20 protein-coding genes are annotated in these 18923 nt (G+C 42.7%); 12 read left to right on the plus strand and 8 right to left on the minus strand.

Annotated features, from left to right (window positions below; translation table 11 throughout):
- The 5 genes from QT979_RS26680 to QT979_RS26700 form a co-directional block, all read left to right on the plus strand.
- A partial coding sequence (locus QT979_RS26680; RefSeq protein ID WP_333312167.1) for an IS4 family transposase occupies window positions 1-694 on the plus strand: 694 nt, incomplete at its 5' end.
- A 114-nt stretch (window positions 695-808) separates the two neighbouring features.
- A complete protein-coding gene (locus QT979_RS26685) occupies window positions 809-1069 on the plus strand; it encodes a type II toxin-antitoxin system HicA family toxin (RefSeq protein WP_333312168.1) in 261 nt (86 codons plus the stop codon).
- A gap of 114 nt (window positions 1070-1183) precedes the next feature.
- Entirely contained in the window at window positions 1184-1522 is a 339-nt protein-coding gene (locus QT979_RS26690) for a type II toxin-antitoxin system HicB family antitoxin (RefSeq protein ID WP_333312169.1), read from the plus strand.
- 87 nt (window positions 1523-1609) lie between these two features.
- A complete protein-coding gene (locus QT979_RS26695) occupies window positions 1610-2185 on the plus strand; it encodes a Uma2 family endonuclease (protein ID WP_333312170.1) in 576 nt (191 codons plus the stop codon).
- Window positions 2186-2282: 97 nt separating this feature from the next.
- Window positions 2283-2930 carry a Uma2 family endonuclease gene (locus tag QT979_RS26700; RefSeq protein ID WP_333312171.1) on the plus strand — a complete coding sequence of 216 codons (648 nt, stop codon included), beginning with the start codon at window positions 2283-2285 and terminating at the stop codon, window positions 2928-2930.
- A gap of 128 nt (window positions 2931-3058) precedes the next feature.
- Here QT979_RS26700 and QT979_RS26705 read toward each other — a convergent pair whose 3' ends face one another.
- A complete protein-coding gene (locus tag QT979_RS26705) occupies window positions 3059-4570 on the minus strand; it encodes an ATP-binding protein (protein WP_333312172.1) in 1512 nt (503 codons plus the stop codon).
- Between the two features lie 70 nt (window positions 4571-4640).
- Here QT979_RS26705 and QT979_RS26710 point away from each other — a divergent pair, with 70 nt between their 5' ends.
- Both QT979_RS26710 and QT979_RS26715 read left to right on the plus strand, forming a co-directional pair.
- Window positions 4641-5825 carry a hypothetical protein gene (locus QT979_RS26710; RefSeq protein WP_333312173.1) on the plus strand — a complete coding sequence of 395 codons (1185 nt, stop codon included), beginning with the start codon at window positions 4641-4643 and terminating at the stop codon, window positions 5823-5825.
- The gene (locus QT979_RS26715) at window positions 5822-7261 is read left to right on the plus strand and encodes a WD40 repeat domain-containing protein (protein ID WP_333312174.1); all 1440 of its coding nucleotides are present in this window, start codon (window positions 5822-5824) and stop codon (window positions 7259-7261) included. Before QT979_RS26710 ends, QT979_RS26715 begins: the two co-directional genes overlap by 4 nt.
- A gap of 143 nt (window positions 7262-7404) precedes the next feature.
- On the opposite strand, the gene QT979_RS26720 is transcribed toward QT979_RS26715, so the two are convergent.
- From QT979_RS26720 to QT979_RS26745, 6 genes are all read right to left on the minus strand, one after another.
- Window positions 7405-7554, minus strand: coding sequence for a hypothetical protein (locus tag QT979_RS26720; protein WP_333210052.1), 150 nt, complete (start codon window positions 7552-7554; stop codon window positions 7405-7407).
- Window positions 7555-7682: 128 nt separating this feature from the next.
- Window positions 7683-7943, minus strand: coding sequence for a type II toxin-antitoxin system RelE family toxin (locus tag QT979_RS26725; protein WP_333054057.1), 261 nt, complete (start codon window positions 7941-7943; stop codon window positions 7683-7685).
- Complete coding sequence (locus tag QT979_RS26730; RefSeq protein WP_333210050.1) at window positions 7943-8158, minus strand: hypothetical protein; 216 nt, start codon at window positions 8156-8158, stop codon at window positions 7943-7945. Before QT979_RS26730 ends, QT979_RS26725 begins: the two co-directional genes overlap by 1 nt.
- A gap of 70 nt (window positions 8159-8228) precedes the next feature.
- Complete coding sequence (locus QT979_RS26735; RefSeq protein WP_333312175.1) at window positions 8229-8360, minus strand: hypothetical protein; 132 nt, start codon at window positions 8358-8360, stop codon at window positions 8229-8231.
- The gene (locus QT979_RS26740) at window positions 8357-8611 is read right to left on the minus strand and encodes a hypothetical protein (RefSeq protein WP_333172072.1); all 255 of its coding nucleotides are present in this window, start codon (window positions 8609-8611) and stop codon (window positions 8357-8359) included. The genes QT979_RS26735 and QT979_RS26740 overlap by 4 nt, the downstream gene beginning before the upstream one ends.
- A 125-nt stretch (window positions 8612-8736) precedes the next feature.
- Window positions 8737-9948 (minus strand): glycosyltransferase family 2 protein, encoded by a 1212-nt coding sequence (locus QT979_RS26745; RefSeq protein WP_333312176.1) that lies wholly within the window; start codon window positions 9946-9948, stop codon window positions 8737-8739.
- A 123-nt stretch (window positions 9949-10071) separates the two neighbouring features.
- On the opposite strand from QT979_RS26745, the gene QT979_RS26750 reads away from it, so the two are divergent.
- The 3 genes from QT979_RS26750 (at window position 10072) to glcD (ending at window position 13086) form a co-directional block, all read left to right on the plus strand.
- Window positions 10072-10464 (plus strand): transporter, encoded by a 393-nt coding sequence (locus QT979_RS26750; RefSeq protein ID WP_333312177.1) that lies wholly within the window; start codon window positions 10072-10074, stop codon window positions 10462-10464.
- 192 nt (window positions 10465-10656) lie between these two features.
- On the plus strand, window positions 10657-11541 hold the full coding sequence (locus QT979_RS26755) for a DUF6671 family protein (RefSeq protein WP_333312178.1): 885 nt from the start codon (window positions 10657-10659) through the stop codon (window positions 11539-11541).
- 69 nt (window positions 11542-11610) lie between these two features.
- Window positions 11611-13086, plus strand: a complete 1476-nt coding sequence (gene glcD, locus QT979_RS26760) for a glycolate oxidase subunit GlcD (protein ID WP_333312179.1) — start codon at window positions 11611-11613, stop codon at window positions 13084-13086.
- A gap of 204 nt (window positions 13087-13290) precedes the next feature.
- On the opposite strand, the gene QT979_RS26765 is transcribed toward glcD, so the two are convergent.
- Window positions 13291-15108, minus strand: coding sequence for a PAS domain S-box protein (locus QT979_RS26765; protein WP_333312180.1), 1818 nt, complete (start codon window positions 15106-15108; stop codon window positions 13291-13293).
- Between the two features lie 549 nt (window positions 15109-15657).
- On the opposite strand from QT979_RS26765, the gene purH reads away from it, so the two are divergent.
- Window positions 15658-17205, plus strand: coding sequence for a bifunctional phosphoribosylaminoimidazolecarboxamide formyltransferase/IMP cyclohydrolase (gene purH, locus QT979_RS26770; protein WP_333215784.1), 1548 nt, complete (start codon window positions 15658-15660; stop codon window positions 17203-17205).
- Between the two features lie 300 nt (window positions 17206-17505).
- Complete coding sequence (locus tag QT979_RS26775) at window positions 17506-18438, plus strand: 2OG-Fe(II) oxygenase (protein WP_333215782.1); 933 nt, start codon at window positions 17506-17508, stop codon at window positions 18436-18438.
- The last annotated feature ends 485 nt before the right edge of the window (window positions 18439-18923 follow it).

Genomic DNA, 18923 nt, shown 5'->3' on the forward strand with positions numbered 1-18923 from the left:
GGTCTTAGGTGATCGAGAGTTCCATAGCCCCAAACTCGCATCATGGCTTGATTCCAGGGGCGTATCCTTTGCACTACGTCAGAAAAAGGACTTCCAATTTCAAGAGAATTTAGGTGAAGACTATCAAGTGCTCAAAAAGCTTGGCTTTCAACCTGGGATGTCCAATTTTTATCAGAATATTTTGGCAAATAAAGGAGACGGTTTAGGACCATTTAATCTGGCTGTATATTGGAAAAGAAAATATCGTAAGCCAGGGCCAAAAGAACCTTGGTATATTCTGACAAATCTCCCCAATCTGAAGCTTACTTTAGATGTTTATTGTTGTCGGTGGGGTATCGAACAGATGTTCAAAGATTACAAAACTGGTGGTTATAATTTAGAAAATACCAAGGTCAATGAAGCTCGCTTTTTAGCCTTAGTCTTGTTGATTGCGATAGCTTATAGTTTGGCGACGATTCACGGGCAATGGATCAAGAAATTAGGGATAGAAATTTATGCTGGACGGATCAAGGAGCATCAAGACAAAACCCCACGCCAAAGTGAATTTAGTCTGAGCCTCTATGGACAACGGTGGATCTATGGGATGGAATTATGGAACGATTGGGTAACAAGTCTAATTGCGCTCAAACCCCATAAACGTCTCTATTTTCAGCGCGGCTTCTTGGCTCTATCCTTTATGCAGCAAGCATTATAGGTACGTTGTCACCCGCTAAGGTCTAAAGTAGTCTTGGCGCGAGATTCGCTCACCTCTTGACATTGATATCACAAAATGATATCATGATGTTTTAAAACAACAAATAAAATATTTATGGAGCTAAATAATAAACAGCGTAAGATTTTAGAAGCAATTTTTACAGATCCTATACCAGCTAATATTAATTGGCAAGATATTGAAAATTTATTTACAGCACTCGGTGCTACTGTTACTCAAGGTCCTGGTTCGCGGGTTCGCATTTTATTAAATGAGGTAAGAGCTGTATTTCACGAACCACATCTTCAAAAAGAGACAGATAAAGGAGCCGTTAAATCAGTCAGAGAATTTTTGATAAAGGCGGGGGTTGAACCATGATGACTTAGCTGTTAACGGGAAAATCATTGCGGAGCGCCCAAATTAACAAGAGTATTAGCATAAAATTAATCATTCACAAATTGAACTTATTGAAAGAGGAAGAGTATTACAGCCATGATGACTTACAAGGGTTACAGTGCTAGCATTGAAGTAGATATAGAAGCGGAACTTCTTTTCGGGCGAGTGCTTGACATTAATGACGTAGTGACTTTTAAAGCACAAACTATTGAAGAAGCTCGCCAAGAATTCCAAAACTCTATCGATGATTATCTAGAATTTTGCAAAGAATTAGGACAGGAACCGGATAAACCCTTTTCAGGTAAACTTCCCTTCCGCACTACTCCTGAACATCACCGCAAAATCTTTATTGCGGCAAAGAAAGCTGGCAAAAGTATTAACAATTGGATGGATGAGGTTTTAATTAAGGCGGCCGAGCAAGCGATGCACAGTTAATTAGCTTAGGATTGCGATCGCCCTCACAACTCAATCAATATGCTACAATCCTTAATAAAGGTCGTTTAGCCACGATAAAATACCGCTATGACTACCCTCACCCTCAACCTCAACCCAATTATTAAGCTGACAGACGATCAGTTTTTTCAACTATGTCAGGAGAATGAAAATATTAGATTGGAACGCACAGCGAAAGGAGAATTAATTATCATGTCACCAGCAGGAGGAGAAACTGGAAGCAGCAATGCAGGATTAACAGCACAGATTTGGATTTGGAATCAGCAGAGTAAACTGGGTAAAGTTTTTGATTCTTCAACAGGGTTCAAACTTCCTAATAATGCAAATAGAGCGCCTGATGCTTCTTGGGTAAAATTAGAACGCTGGGATGCACTAACTCCCGAACAACAAAAGAAATTCCCCCCGATTTGTCCTGATTTTGTTGTTGAGTTAATGTCTCCGAGCGATAGTTTGAAAGAAACTCAGGATAAGATGAAAGAATACCGAGATAACGGTGCTGTTTTAGGTTGGTTGATTAATCGCAAATCGCGACAAGTAGAGATTTATCGTCAGAATCGAGAAGTTGAAGTGTTAGAATCTCCAGCCACTGTATCAGGTGAAGATGTTCTCCCCGGATTTGTTTTGAATCTGGAATCAATCTGGTAATGTACGCGCGTGCGAAGCTATCCCGCAGGGAATCGCACCTGTCCAATGTTCAATAGAGTAAATAAAATACAGTTAAAGTTCTCGTGGAGTATTTGCAATGGTTCAAACCCTGGCGTACAGTAAAGAAGAGCTTGCAGGTTCTCACCTGATTTTACATGATATCAGTTGGGAAACCTACGAACACTTGTTAGAAATATTTGCCGAACGTTCAACGCCGCGCATGACTTACTATCAGGGAACTTTAGAACTCATGGTACCTTCACCAGAACATGAGAGGTATAGCTGGACTCTCTGTCGGCTAATTGTAGCGCTGTCTGAGGAAATTGGGATTGAAATTATCGGATTAAAATCATCTACTTGGCGTTCGGAACCCAAAAAAGCTGGTAACGAAGCTGATGAATGTTTTTATATTCAAAATGAAGCTTTAATGCGGGGAAACTTAACTATCGATCTCAAAAATGACCCGCCGCCAGACTTAGCTGTAGAAATGGATTTGACTAGCTCATCTATCAATAAAATGGCGGTTTATGCGGAACTTAAAGTGCCGGAGGTTTGGATTTGGAAGAAGGGGAAACTAATAATTAACATTTTAAATGATACGGGTTATGTCGAGTCGGAAACCAGTTTGGCATTTGCCTCCTTTCCTGTCAAAGAACTGGCACAGTTTATGCACCTAGACTCAGAAAAGGGAGAGAATGCGAGAATTAGAGAGTTTAGAGAGTGGGTGCGATTCCCTGCGGGATAGCTTCGCTTCACGCACTTAAATTAAATCCGGGTTTGTTACCCGCTTTATGAAATACGAGCGAATAAATTCGATCGAATAAAGACGGCGGTTGAAACCGCAACTACACTAACAAAGTCCGCCTACGCGGACTAAGAATACTGAGTTTTTACATACTGTTTCACCACTGAATTCAAACTAAATAAAGTTATCTTTTCCTGTTCTACAGCATCCAATAAAAACCGATTTCCAAGAGAGCGCACTGCATTGACTATTTCTGACGGCGAAAATGGTATTTTGTTGAAAATTTGCGACACAGCAACGGGTTCAGGTTGATTAGCCAGGTGAACCATCACTGCTAACTCTGCCGGAGTCAAACGCCCAAAAGGTTGAGATAACTGAGATTGCAACCCTTCATCTAAAATCGGCATCTCGCAGTGCAAAAACTCAGAAACTCTTCCCCCAAACAACTCTTGAATCAGCGTTGCAGTGAACTCCAACCACAGAGGATTGCCTTGATAAATGTCAATCAAAGTTGACCATGTTTCCTCATCGGATAACTTTTGGGAGTTCAAAATCTCTTTAGCTGCTACTCCTAAACTTCCCAATACAAAACATCGCACGGGATGATTATCTTTTGATAATCTGGCAATTTCTCTGGGTTTTTCCCAACTATTCAATATCAAACAACTTTGATGACAAACTTCGGCAATTAGTTTAAAAAATAACTGATAATCTTCATATCCAGTTTTATATTGTCCCGCTAGTTGCCCGCTGCCCAAAAGCATCTGTACATCATCGAGGACAATCAGACATCGGTTTTTTCGCAGGTAATCGAGGATTTGGGCAATTTTGGTTTCGATGTTTTGGGGAATTTCAGATGGTTGGGAAAAGATTTGCAGCAGGTTGGTGAGGGTTGCATCGAGGCTTGGGGAAAAGCGGAGGCTGCGATAGATGACGTAATCGAATTGGGTTTTGATGCGACGATCGATTAGGCTTAGGGAGAGAGTGGTTTTGCCGATGCCGCTGATTCCGAGGAGTGTGATAAGGCGAGTGTGTTCCTGTGTTATCCAGTTTTCGAGGGTGGAGAGTTCGGAAGTGCGATCGAAAAAGGTGAATATTTCCGGTGCGTCGCCTAAGTCTATGTGGGGTTGTTTAGAAGTTGGTTGGGAGTTTTGCGGTTTTGTTGGACTTCTCGCCCTTTCTTGACAAATGTTGACGTTATTAACTGTTACATCTCCTTTAACGGTAGCCGATGAAAAATTGTTAAACTCAACCTTTTCTATTATTGCTCTAAAATTTCTTTTAGTAATATCTTCTCCCAATCCCTCTGAAAATATTTGCCATAATTCCGAACCGATATCCCTGGTATGACCTTCACTGGAATGAGTCGCTTCAGCAATTTCTGGGTATGTCCGACCTTGTAAAGTCCCTTCAAGGATAGCTTTTTGCAGATAGTCTATATGTTCTCCAGTCTTCGCGAAGATGAGCTCGTCCGCGAGTTTTAAGACTTCTGCGATGTCCATAGGTCTGTCGTGTGCGGGGATTTGTCGTATTATATCCGATATTTCCGACATTTCCGACATGATTCCGACATTTCCGACAAGATTCCGACATTTGCGATCGGCTTGTCTGGGAAAAATCCCGACATTTCCGACATACAAGAGTTAACTTTTGCGAGACAATATATACACATACTTAATAATTCTTCATTATTCCTCTAATCGGTCAAGTATGAATACTTATAGAGTCATCATGCTAGGGCCACGCGGCTCAGGCAAAACGGTATTTTTAGCTAGTATGTACAATCAGTTATGTACCCAAGGGGAAGGAGGCTTTTTTCTGGAGCTTGAAAGTGGAGAGAAAAGCAAACAATTACACGATCTTTATACACAAATAGCTTTTGAAGAAAAGTGGCCGCTTGGAACACGACGCAGCGAAGTATCAGAATGGACTTTCACTTGTCGCGTACAAACGAAAGATCTGCCGATCTATCCGGCTTGCAAGTTCACCTATTTAGATTATGCAGGTGGTTTGTTAACCGACCAGCAGATAGATCAAGAAGATGATCCTAAATTAGATGAGCAAGTCAACAAAGCAGATGCTTTACTTGGCCTGCTGGATGGTCAAAGACTTTGTGAGCTAATGCGAAACGAACAAATCGGCTTAAGATGGGCAGTTAAGGATTTACCTCAAGTTCTTAGCATAATGCAAAAGAGTGGTAAACCGATCCATTTTGTAATCAGCAAGTGGGATATTGTAGAAAAGGAATACACCCTCAAACAAATCCGGGATTTTTTGCTGAAAGAAATTCCACATTTTAAAAATTTAGTCTCTATTTATAATAAGGCAGGAAAACCAGTTCGATTAATTCCTGTTAGTGCAGTCGGTAAAGATTTTGCCAATCTGCAACCAGATGGCAGCATGACAAAAAATCTTAGCATATTACCCAAACCCTTTCAAGTAGAAATTCCTTTAGCCTGTGTCTTGCCCGATATAATTCAAGCTGATTGCAAAGCTGCTATAGACAAAATGAGAGAACAAGCTAATCGTCCAATTGAAGTTAAGGCAAATCTAAATTGGTGGGAGCAAGTAGGTCAAGTTGTTGGCGGAGGGCTAAAAGCAGCGCAAGACATCCTACCTACCATACTGGATTTATTCTTACCTAAAAAATATGTACTCTTCCAAGATACAGTTCTAAAAATGGTTGAATTTGCGGGTGAATATGCCGAAACACCAGCCAAGCAAAGGCAAGAAGCAGCAGCTAGAAGATCCGAAGAGTTACGTCAGGAAAAAGAAGAATTGTTAAAAAAAGTAGAGAATGAAGAAACAGCATTCAAATACGCTCTTAATTGTTTCTTATCTGTTCAAAATGACCTGAATCTAAAATTTCCAGAATCCGATTTAAAATTGCCATGACAAATACTACAGCTTGGAGTTTTTTAGTTAGTTGTAATCAGTCTCTTGACTACCGAACAGTCGTCGCTCCAGATTTTATGTGCGCGGCTGGGATAACTGGTTTACTGGCTAGAGCAACAGAAGGAGAATTGACGGAACAAGGAACAGCATTGTATCGCGAGATTCATAACTCGAAAGCGGGAGATATAACTTTAATTTTCCGAATAGTAGAGGCAATAGCAGAAGATATCGGCATCTCAGGTAACGGCGTTCTCAAAGATCTTTTTGGCAGAGAAATTTATTTAATAGAAGGCATTGCTCTTCAAGGAATAGTGTCAAATATTGTGACGACTGCGAACAATCTTGAAGAATCTCACAAACAGGTTTTAGAGCATTATCGCAATTTTTGGGAGGTAGATGATTCGTTTTCTGCTGGTGCTTCAAAATCTTTTAACTTGGAGAGTAAAGTAGATGTAGAAACTGGTTTAAAATATATCAAAATTAAACCTTATGTTGCCGCTACTAAAGTGGCCGTTACTAAGTGGAAATGCGTGTATCAGTCCGAAAACTTTGAAGGTGAAATTAACTCTATTGCCATTTTTCCAGATGGAAAAGATATTGCGATCCGATGTGGCGATCGCAAGATTGTTATTTGGAGTTTACAAGAGAGACGAGAACTTTATTACCTATCAAATTTAAGGGGATTGATAGCATGGTATTCCACTCCGCTCGCAATCGACCCAACCGGGCATTTCCTTGCAACTGCTATGATTGAGAACATCGATCAAAATAAAGTCAAAGTATGGCGCTTAGATACAAAGAAATCTAAAGATATAGGGAACTTAGGAATGGGCTCGACTAATAGAGTTACCTCAGTAGCCTTTACCCCCGATAGTAAAATAGTGATTGTTGGGAGTGCTGATGGTAGGATTAAGTTGTTGGATTCCACAGAAGAACGGGTAGAATTTGGCACACTCTCAAGCCATACTGGGGAAGTAAAATGTCTGGCTGTTGATTTTAATAATTGGCTTCTTGCTAGTGGGGACGACAAGGGAGAGATTAAGCTCTGGAATTTACACAATCAAAAACAAACTCTTCTTATTAAAGAACATTTACGGCCAGTTAATTCATTAGCTTTTAGTCCTGACGGTCAAACGCTTCTTAGTGGAAGCGATGACAAAAAAATCAAGTTTTGGAATGTAAAAACAGGCGAAGAATTTAATGTCTTTAAGTTTAATTATGAGATTAAATCAGTAGTTTTTAGCTCAGATGGCAATTTATTCGCAATAGGAGACTACGGCGGTAATATTCAAATTGGGGATTTCCAAAACAAGAAAGATATTTTTAATGAGTGTGTACACGCTGCCGCAGTTACCTCAGTGGTTTTCAGTCCCGACGGGCGTACTCTGATTAGCGGCAGTAAGGATGGTAAACTTGCAGTGTTTCAGCAAATATAGACTGAAATTCCGGCTCGTTATAGAAGTAGTAAATCAGAATGTTGGTATCGAGAAGATATTTATTAATCATCCCATTCTTCTCTAAGTTGCAACTGGAATTTCAAAGCATCCACACGATACGGCAAAAAACCTCGCCATCTCTTTTAATTTTTCTTGGGCAATCTTTCACTGCTACCCTGAGTCTGGGTTGTTACCCGATCGCGCATCAAAGCTGACAATACTTCTAAAAGCTGCTGTTGCTCGTCAGGAGTGAGACTTTGAGCCTGACTCAGTACCTCGTTATAAGTAGACATAGGCTTTATGTTGAGATTTTTTGGCTGATTGTTATTATAGCAATTTAGGAAGTAGGGAAAGGCGATCGCCCTTTTATTCCCAAAAGTTATATCCCCCTTAATCTTCCAAAAGCGCGATCGCACTTCAGTTAATCATAAATTTCTCTCCTGTGTCCAATCTGGTGAATAGTAATCACCTTTAAATCATCATCAAAAGAATAAATTACCCGATAATCACCCACTCTTAACTTAAAGAAACCTGCCAGATTAGCCGACAACGGCATAGGAGTAATTTGTTCAAAATTTTCAGCCAACCAATTGATTTTATTACCTATACGCTCCTGCACAGCCTGAGTCAATCTTTCTTGGTTAACCAGAGCTTCTGCAGTCAACTCAACCGAATAGCTCATTACGATTTCATGCCAAGTTTTTGATAAACTTCCCCAGGTTCGACGCTACTTTCTCCTGCTTGTTTGCGCTTCATTGAATCTAACAATTTCTGCTTGACTTCTTCCTTAACTTCTAAACCTGCATCAGGATCGCCCAAATATTCTTCTAAACACTGTTCCACGGTATGCCGAATTAAGTCCCGCAATTGGTCAACTGTCATGTCTTTGACTTGCATCTTAATCTCCTAGTCTGTGGGATTATCAATAAATAATAGCAACTTTAGTATAGTTTTCCCTGTAACTGACCTATCCATTTTTAGAGTAATTTTCTCTAACTCCTGCTAGTTCCTTAACTTTGATGATAACAGGAGGGGTTCCTCCTTGTTCAGAACCCTCAACAGGTTCAAGTCGAGCATCATAGACTTCTCCCCGGTTCATACAGGAGATTCTCCCAATTGCAGCGCTTCCCAACTCGCTACCGCAAACTCAGCCTCCATCTGTAGCACTTGAGCTTGATACTCTGGATCTTGTACCATTTCAATCAGTGCTGCATCAATTTCCGATCGTTTACCCTGAGTTTGGGTTGTTACCCGATCGCGAATCAATGCTGACAATACTTCTAACAGTTGCTGTTGCTCTTCAAGAGTGAGATTTTGAGCCTGACTCAGTACCTCGCTATAAGTAGACATAGGCTTTATGTTGAGATTTTTGGGCTGATTGTTATTATAGCAATTTAGGATCGAGGGAAGTGCGATCGCCCTGAACTTCCCCAAACTGCAATTTAGTTGTGAGGAATGTTGCCAGTATAATGTTATCACCTACGCTTCAAGCTCAGCACGCTGAGAAAAAAGCTCGACAAAACCATCTGCAAACCAACAGTCAGGCAAGTGAGCGAGGGAATAACCAAACGCAGAGTTTTAGAAGGATCGAGAGTCCCGAAAGCCGTTTCGCTCCAGATAGTTAATGACAAGAACGAGCCAACTATTCCGATTAAAATCAGCGTGACTCCGACAATCAATCCTGTCTCTAACGTGACATAGCGAAATATTTTGTTGAGTTTAGGGTCTTCGGGCAGGAATTTCTCGCTGATGGCAAAAATCTTGGTGAAAAAAGCGAAAGTTACTGCTTGAAAACCGATGATAATTGCGATCGCACCATAAAGCAGCGTGTGTACATCAAAGCTGATGTTCCCAATCTTTTGAGTACCGGGTAACAGCCAAATGCTAACAATTAGACCCCAAATCATCAGCGCAGTACCGGGATACAGAAACAGCCACCGGGGACTGTAAAGCAGCAAAAATCGGAGGTGCCGCCAGCCATCTCGCCAAGTTCGCAAGTGCGGCGGACGGCTGCGGCCGTCGGGAGAAAGTACGGTTGGGATTTCAGTTATCCGCAGCTTGTATACAGAGGCCTTGACCACCATTTCGCTAGCAAATTCCATCCCCGTTGTTTGCAAGTCGAGTTTCAAAATTGAGTCTCTCCTAAAACCCCTGAGTCCGCAGTGAAAATCGCCGACGGGGCTTGAAAAAAATAGCCGCCCAACCCATGTCAGCACCGGATTGCCTAAATATTTGTGCAGCGGCGGCATTGCACCCGGTTTGATTCCCCCTTGAAAGCGGTTTCCCATTACTAAGTCGAAACCTTCTCGCAATTTGTTGACAAAAAAGCCGAGGTTGGAAAAATTGTAGCTGTCGTCAGCATCGCCCATGATAATATAAACTCCGCGCGCTGCGATGATGCCTCCCATGAGGGCGCTGCCGTAGCCTTTGGCTGCTACGGGCACAACTCTTGCTCCCATTCTGGTAGCGATAGCTTGAGAACCGTCAGTGCTGCCGTTGTCTGCTATGATGACCTCGCCTGCAATATCAAGTTCGCGCAGGGACTTCTGTGCCTTCTCGATGCAGATTTCTAAAGTTTCTGCTTCGTTCAGACAAGGCATGAGTATGGATAGTTCTAGAGTATATTCTCCGCTTGGGTTGGTCTGCTCTGCCATATATTTGTTCGACTCTCGATCGCGCTCGACCATACTTGATTTTCCCGTATCTCTGCTTAAAATATTAGTGGTGAATAAAACCTAGCAAAACTTAATTAAAGTTTTTCAGGTTTTGGGGAACGACAATTTTTGATTGTACTATAGGTTAGTAAATTTATGAATAGAAACGTTTTTATGTTATTGCTTGCTGCAATATTGTGCGGCGTCGCAGGTCAATTTAGTCTGAAGGCAGGAGCTAAAATATTAGGGCCCATTGGCGCTGCTAATTTAATAGAAAAAATTATAGCAATGGCTACTCAGCCGTTGATAGTAACTGGTCTTTCTTTGTATGCAATTTCTTCGATCGGCTTTATTGTAGTTTTGTCGCGGGCAAACCTTAGCATAGTCTCGCCTTTACTGTCAATTAGTTACCTATTTACTGTTTTAGGTGGCAAACTGATATTTCACGAGCCTTTGCCGCCGCTGCGGTTGGTAGGCGTGGCGCTAATTATGACAGGAGTAATTTTTGTACTTAGAGGTCAAGCTGGGGGAGTTACTGGAGGCAACTAATACGATTTTAGATTTTAGATTTTAGATTGACGATTGAAGATTGAAGAATCTTTAATTAAGTCCACAGGTGAATATCATGAATATTTAACTGAGGTCTAAAATTTTTACTCGGAAGTTAAGTCAGGGTTTCTATCGGTTGTGGGGCGGTGGAAAGGGTGTATGTGATTTTTTTTCCTAAAATGATACTGCTGTATGTCTAATATTTCTGAGCCTGTGAATCCCAATCAATTATTGAGCGATCGCACCGCAGTTCTTGCTACCATGCACGAAAAAGAACGGGTAATGGCTCCAGTTTTGGAACGAGAATTAGGCGTAAATATCCTAGTACCTGCGGAGCTTGACACTGACACTTTTGGCACCTTCACCAGAGAAGTTAAACGCTTAGGAACACAAATAGAAGCTGCTCGCCATAAAGCACGAAAAGCCCTAGAAATTGCGGGCGAAACTCTTGCCTTTGCTAGCGAAGGTACTTTCGGCCCTCACCCAATGATGCCGTATTTGCCAGCTAACAGAGAAATAGTAATTTTATTAGATCGAGCCAACAATCTAGAACTCATCGGCGACTCTTTCTCCGTTGAAACTAACTACAGTCACCAGTTAGTTTCCAGTATAGAAGAAGCAGATGATTTTGCTAAAAAAGCTGGATTTCCCGAACACGCACTGGTGGTTATAGTTGGCGATGCTGCGCTCGGTAACGGCGAAATTGTCAAGGGCATTGGGACAGAAAAACAATTTTTCGACGCTGTGACAGCAGGCTTAAAAAACTCGTCAACCGGCCGAGTTCACATCGAAACAGATATGCGGGCGATGTACAATCCAACTCGGATGAAAAACATCGAAAATGCAACTCTCGATTTAGTTAAAAAATTTAAGCAATTCTGCCCGGAGTGCGGTTGGCCGGGATTCGATATTGCTGAGATGAAAATCGGATTGCCCTGCGGACTTTGCTATTTTCCGACTCAGCTAGCGCGATCGGCAATCTATAAATGCAAAAACTGCGGTTATACTAAAGAAAAACTCTTTCCAGACGGTCGAGAGACTGCCGATCCTTCCCTGTGTCAATATTGCAACCCTTAGAAAAATAATTGCACAAAAATAGTAAAGTTTGCAACAATATTATTGATAGTTCCCTAATTAAATTCACTAATGATAGCCATAGAAACAGAACGCAATTGGAAACCCGTTATTAAAGAATTTGAGGCTGTAGTCGGCAAAAATGGCGTCGTGCAGCGCCGCGAAGAATTGATTGTCTACGAGTGCGACGGACTCGCCAGCTACCGCCAGCGCCCCGCCCTGGTGGTATTGCCTCGAACTACGGAGGAAGTGGCGCAAGTGGTCAAAATATGCGATCGCAACTCAATTCCCTGGGTGGCTAGAGGCGCAGGCACCGGCCTTTCCGGCGGCGCTTTGCCTGTAGAAAACTGCGTGCTGATTGTCACTGCCCTGATGCGAAAAATCCTGAAAGTAGACTTAGAAAATCAGCAAGTTGTCGTGCAACCGGGAGTAATTAATAACTGGGTAACACAAGCAGTTAGCGGCGCCGGTTTCTACTACGCGCCAGATCCTTCCAGCCAAATTGTTTGTTCAATTGGCGGCAACCTTGCCGAAAATTCTGGCGGTGTTCACTGCCTCAAATACGGAGTCACAACGAATCACGTTTTAGGACTAAAATTGGTACTTCCCGACGGTTCTATTGTCGATGTCGGTGGCGAAATTCCCGAAATGCCCGGTTACGATTTAACTGGTGTATTTGTCGGTTCCGAAGGCACTTTAGGAATCGCCACAGAAGTTACTTTGCGAATTCTCAAAGCGCCGGAATCGATTTGCGTTCTCCTAGCGGATTTTTCCAGTATAGAAGCAGCGGGCGAATCAGTTTCCGATATTATCAGCGCTGGCATTATTCCCGGCGGCATGGAAATCATGGATAACATCAGCATCAATGCTGTGGAAGATGTGGTGGCAACTGGATGTTATCCCCGCGATGCGGCGGCAATTCTCCTCGTAGAAATTGACGGTTTAGAAGTGGAAGTTGCCACAAATAAACAGCGAATTGCTGATATTTGCAAGCATAACGGAGCGCGAAATATCACCACGGCAACCGACCCGGAAACGCGCCTAAAAATTTGGAAAGGACGGAAAGCTGCTTTTGCGGCGGCGGGTCATCTCAGCCCGGATTATTATGTGCAAGACGGCGTAATTCCGCGAACGCAAATGGCTTATGTTTTGAAAGAAATTGAGGCTTTGAGCGAGAAATACGGTTATCGGATTGCTAATGTTTTTCACGCGGGAGACGGGAATTTGCACCCGCTGATTCTGTACGATAACTCGGTAAAAGGTGCGCTGGAAAAGGTGGAAGAATTGGGCGGGGAAATTCTTAGGCTTTGCGTGAAAGTTGGGGGAAGTCTTTCGGGGGAACACGGCATCGGTGCTGATAAGAAGTGTTTTATGCCGGATATGTTTTCGGAGGTAGATTTGGAGACGATGCAGTGGGTGCGTCAGGTGTTTAATCCGAAAGGTTTGGCGAATCCTGGGAAGATGTTTCCGACGCCGAAGACTTGCGGGGAAGCGGCGAGGGCTAAGGTTGAAACTTTTAAGAAGTTGGAAGGTGCGGAGGTTTTTTAATTCCCTATTTATGGGGGTAAGGTGAGCCGAAAAGCACCTGATAATTGTCTCTACAATGGGGATGCAAAGCCTCTAAGTATGCGTTCGCAGCCAGATCCTGGTAACGATAAAAAACGATTTTTATCGTTTTTTACGAGTGCGAGATTTCCGCTCGCTTGCTTGCCTATATATCACGTTGGTAAGGTGCAGATTGCACATTCCGCGCTAATGTGTGATCGGCATTTTGATAGTAAATTCCGTACCCTTGCCCAATTCCGAAGTACAATATAATTCGCCTTTGTGTTTTTCTACAATAATTTGATAGCTAATTGACAAACCCATTCCCGTGCCTTTGCCAATGGGCTTGGTAGTAAAAAAGGTATCAAATATGCGCTGTTTGACTTCCTCCGTTATTCCCGGGCCATTGTCGGAAATTTTTATTTCTACAAAATTGCCGACAACTTCCGTACAAATCCTAATCTGGCTGGGATTTTCTAGCATTTCTTGACAAGTTTGCCTACTGTTCGCATCTTCTAAAGCATCGATCGCATTGCTGAGAATATTCATAAAAACTTGATTTATCGGTCCAGCAAAACACTCAACATTCGGCAATTCTCCGTATTGTTTTACGATTTGAATTGGCTGCTTTTCTCCGTTCCCTTTCAAACGGTGATTGAGAATTAACAGCGTGCTGTCAATACCTGCGTGGAGGTTAACGGGTTTCATCTGTGCATCGTCGTGCCGCGAAAAGTTTCGCAGCGACTGCACAATCTGGCAAATGCGATCGACACCAACGCTCATTGAAGATAGTATTTTAGGTAAATCTTCAGCTAAAAAATCGAGATCATTTTTTTCTCTTTCCTCTTGAATTTCGGCAACTGGATTAGGATAGTGCTGTTGATAAAGTTCGAGGTGGTGAAACAAGTCTTGAGTATAATTTGTGAGATGAGCGAGATTGCCGTAAATGAAGCTGACTGGGTTGTTAATTTCGTGAGCGACTCCAGCAATTAGCAATCCCAAACTCGACATTTTTTCGCTTTGAACTAATTGGGAATGAGTGGCTTTGAGTTCGTCCAGGGCCGCTGCTAGTTGAGCTGCTTGTTCTCGGCTTTGTGCTTCGGAATTATGCAATGCTTCTGCGGCTTGTTTGCTGTGGGTGATGTCTCTCTGTACGCCGATAAAATGAGTTAATTTACCCGTTCTATCGCGCACGGGAGATATTGAGAAACAATTCCAGAAAGCGGTTCCGTCTTTGCGGTAATTCTTTAATATTACCTTGCATTCGCTTTCTGCTTGCAAGGCTTGGCGAATTATTTCTACTGCCGCCGGGTCGGTATCGCTTCCGTGCAACAATCGGCCGTTTTTTCCGATAATTTCCTGCCGCCGATAACCTGTCATACTTTCAAATGCGGGATTGCAATAAATAATTGGATTTTCGGGGTCAGTGGCATCAGAAATCGTAACTCCGGTGCTAGTAGCTGCTATAGCTCGATCGTACAACCAAAGCATTTCTTCTGCGCGCTTGCGATCGGTAATGTCCCGTAGCGTAGCTAAATAAGCCATTTCTCCATCCCATTCCGTTTCCACCACCCGCATTTCTACTACAGCATTTGCTTTTTGCTTGCGAATAGCTTCAACTTCTGTTTGCACGACGCGAGTTCCTGGTGCTTCTGTTTTTCCAACTTGGGGAATAATATCCGTCGCCATCTCAAGGTCGCAAGCTGAAACTTCTACTACTAAATTGCCAAAAAATGCTTGCCCTAAAAGTTCCTCTGCTTTGCAGTTAAACAGCGCTTCTGCTGACGGGTTGGCAAAACATACAAGTCCTCGCTTGTTAACGATTGCGATGCCGTCGGCATTTTTTTCGATGACATTCCGAAACCGAGATTCGCTAGCTTTCAAATCCTGCTTTAGCTGTTCCATTGCTCGCTCCATCTGTTGCATTTCGCACAGACTAAGACTATAAGCTTCGGAAATATTGGCCTCGGTCGAATTCTCGGCTCTTTTTTTTGCCATCTGTTGGTAGCCTGTTCTATTGGTCATATTGTGATCAGTTTTTTTATGATTCCTGCTAATATTACTGAGCTTATTTTCTGGATCTGCTTCTTGAAAAAACATATTTCAGCCCTACCAAATTGTTGTTTAGATTAAGGTGTTGCGATCGCCCAATTTTTCGGGAAATTTAGGGAGAGAGCAATTTACACCCGATGCTAGCACATTACTTTTAGAATTCATCATAAAACATCGTTAAAATTCAAGAGCATCGCCATAGATTTATCTATTAAGTTTTATTAAGTAATTTCACCAACATTGACACTTACGTAGCGACATGAACTGTACAAGCTGAATATGGCTTCAATCCCCCTCGCACTCACAAAATAACCAGTTCCACGCGCAAGTTATACATATTTAGAAGCCACTGGTCAGTATAAAATATTATATAAGTTTGACAAAAAATATGGTTTAAAATAAGCGAACTCATCTTTAAATTATTAAAAATAATCATAATTAGCCATTACCAAATCATCTCCCTGCGGGCAGATGTGATATAGAATATAACCTATCTATTTTTGCGATCGCAACTTCAAACCAATGGCACGTCTAGCACTTTTGAGCACATCCAATAAAACCGGACTAATCGACTTAGCGCGCAGTCTAGTAGAAGAATTTGAATTTGACATAATTAGTAGTGGCGGGACAGCAACGGCCCTCAAAGAAGCAGGCATCCCAGTGACCAAAGTTGCGGAATATACTGGTTCCCCCGAAATTTTGGGAGGGCGAGTCAAAACACTTCACCCACGAATCCACGGCGGCATTTTAGCACGCCGCGATGTACCGGAAGACCTCGCAGATTTAACTGCAAATCAAATTCGGGCGATCGATCTAGTTGTAGTCAATTTGTATCCATTTGAAGAGACAATTTCTAAACCAGGAGTTACTCTAGCCGACGCAATTGAGCAGATAGATATCGGCGGGCCAGCAATGTTGAGAGCTTCCGCCAAAAACCACGCTCATTTGACAGTTTTGTGCGACCCCAAACAGTACAATACTTATTTAAAAGAACTGCGGGAGAATGGCGGCGCAGCATCCTTAGAGTTTCGGCAAAGATGCGCCCTAGAAACATTCAAACATACAGCCAACTACGATCGCGCGATCGCAAATTATCTCAGCAGCAGCCAATCCGCTGAAGAATCTTCGCTACCAGACGAGTTTAATTTATCAGGAAAAGAGTTGCAAACTCTGCGCTACGGCGAAAATCCTCATCAAGCCGCCACCTGGTATCAAAGCGGAACTACACCCACAGGCTGGACGACTAGCACCATCCTGCAAGGCAAAGAATTAAGCTACAATAATTTAGTAGATTTAGAAGCAGCAAGGCGGCTAATCGTAGAATTCCCCGACACACCCGCGGCCGCTATTCTGAAGCATACAAATCCTTGCGGCACAGCCTTGGGAACAACTATTTCTGAAGCTTATCAAAAAGCCTTCGATACCGATTCAGTCTCAGCTTTCGGCGGCATTGTCGCCCTCAATCGCCCCATTGATGCTGCTACCGCAACGGCGTTAACTCAAACATTTTTAGAATGTATTGTCGCGCCGGGCTGCGAACCCGAAGCCGAACAAATTATCAAGAAAAAGGCGAAAGTTCGAGTATTAATTTTGCCAGATTTGACTCAAGGGCCACCACAAACTGTTAAAGTTATTGCAGGCGGTTTGCTGGTGCAAGACTCAGATAATATAGTAGAAGAAACTAGCAAATGGCGGATTGTTACTGAGAAACAGCCGACAGCCCAAGAGTTGGAAGAATTGCTGTTTGCTTGGAAAGTAGCGAAACACGTCAAATCAAATGCGATTGTTGTGACGCGCGATCGTACTACAATCGGTGTCGGCGCCGGACAAATGAATCGCGTCGGCTCAGTTAAACTAGCATTGGAACAAGCAGGAGACAAGAGCCAAGGAGCTATTTTAGCCAGCGACGGTTTCTTCCCCTTCGACGATTCAGTCAAAACTGCGGCTGAGGCGGGCATAATTGCGATCGTGCAACCGGGCGGAAGTATGCGCGATCAAGATTCCATTCAAGCCGCCAACCAACTTGGAATCACAATGGTTTTCACCGACATCCGCCACTTCTTGCATTAGGAATAATACCTAAAGCAATTCTCAATTGTGTATTTTATTGTAGGGAGACAATAGTGTTTATTGGTCTTAACTTAAGGCGGAAATTCTTTGGATCTCTGGTTTTACTCTAAGTCTCGATCCCCCTAAATCCCCCTTAAGAAGGGGGACTTTGAGAAAACCCCTGTCCCCCCCTTTTTAATGGGAATTTAGACACTCTTGTCCCCCCCTTTTTTAAGGGGGGTTAGGGGGGATCTGGAAGGCTATGACACCAATCAACACTGTTATGTCGTACCAAATTCCCAGTTGCATCCTTCAAAAATTATGACTTACACTCAACCGCAAATTAAACCCCAAGACATAAAAGTCAAAATCCTGCTCACCGGGGGACATCAATGCACCGTCACCCTTAAATCTGATACACCATTATTGCACAGCCTTGTCAAAACATTAGTCGATCGCACCCAACAAACACTCAGTTTTTCGCCCTTATTTCAAATCCCCATAGACGACGGGCGTTCCACCCTTTTTTTTCCAGGCGAACACCTAGTGGGATTAGTCACCGAACCCCCAATTTACTTGCAGCAACTGGAACCGCAGCAGCCTGCAACTCCTGTAGAAATTCCCGCCACAGAAATTCCCGCCCCTGCGCCGCCTGTAAATGACGATTTAATATCTCGCTACGCCCAAATAGACAACTTTTTGACACCCGCAGAAAAAAACAAACTCCTTAAATATGTCTTAGCCAAAGAATCAGAATTTGTGAGTACCAGCACCTCAACCAATGCCGAAGATTACCGCCGTTCGATGGTACTCCACTCGTTCCCCGAATTTTCGGAACTGATGGTTAATCGCATCAAAGCAATTCTCCCCGACGTGCTAAAAAGTTTAAATATTCCGTCATTTTCCCTGGGTGAGATAGAAGCTCAGTTAACCATGCACAATGACAACAACTTTTATAAACTTCACAACGACAGTGGCTCGCCAGATACTGCCAGCCGATTTTTTACTTACGTTTACTATTTCTATCGAGAACCCAAGGCTTTTTCAGGTGGCGAGTTGCAGATTTATGACAGCAAAATCGAGAACAATTTTTATGTGGCGGACAAGACATTCCGAACCGTTGAACCTCGCAATAATAGCATCGTATTTTTTCTGAGTCGCTATATGCACGAAGTTTTGCGAGTTAGCTGTCCCTCAAAAGCTTTTGCTGATAGCCGCTTTACTATTAACGGCTGGGTACGTAAAGCAAATTGAGGTTAATATCATGTCGGGTCGAGCTACCGCGATTTTTGTAGGGGCGGGTTCCACCAACCATAATCGCCAATAATTGACAATCTCAAAAACCCGCCCGACCGGGATATTATGGTTAATCGATCGGACATGATATAATTCATTGTCCGGGACGCACTAATCACCTAATTATGTCATTCTGAGTGAAGCGAAGAATCTCAAATTATTGCCACACCATTACAATGGGTAAGTCCCGATATCTGATACCAATTTCATAAAGTTATGCTACATAGAAAGTTTTACTCCCCCCCTTAATAAGGGGGGGTTGGGGGGGGTAGATATGTAGCGCTATTTTATGAATTTGGTAGGAGATTCTTCACTTCCCAAAGCCTACCCTCAGAATTACAGAATTACCTTACTCAAAACTATTTCGGGCTTGCTGAATAATCGATCGCACATCAAGAATAAGAGCGATCGATATCTTCAAGCCGAGTTAAATATAAGTTTTT

It is taken from the genome of Microcoleus sp. w2-18bC1 (assembly GCF_036700365.1).
In the GTDB taxonomy this organism is placed as follows: Bacteria; Cyanobacteriota; Cyanobacteriia; order Cyanobacteriales; family Microcoleaceae; genus Microcoleus.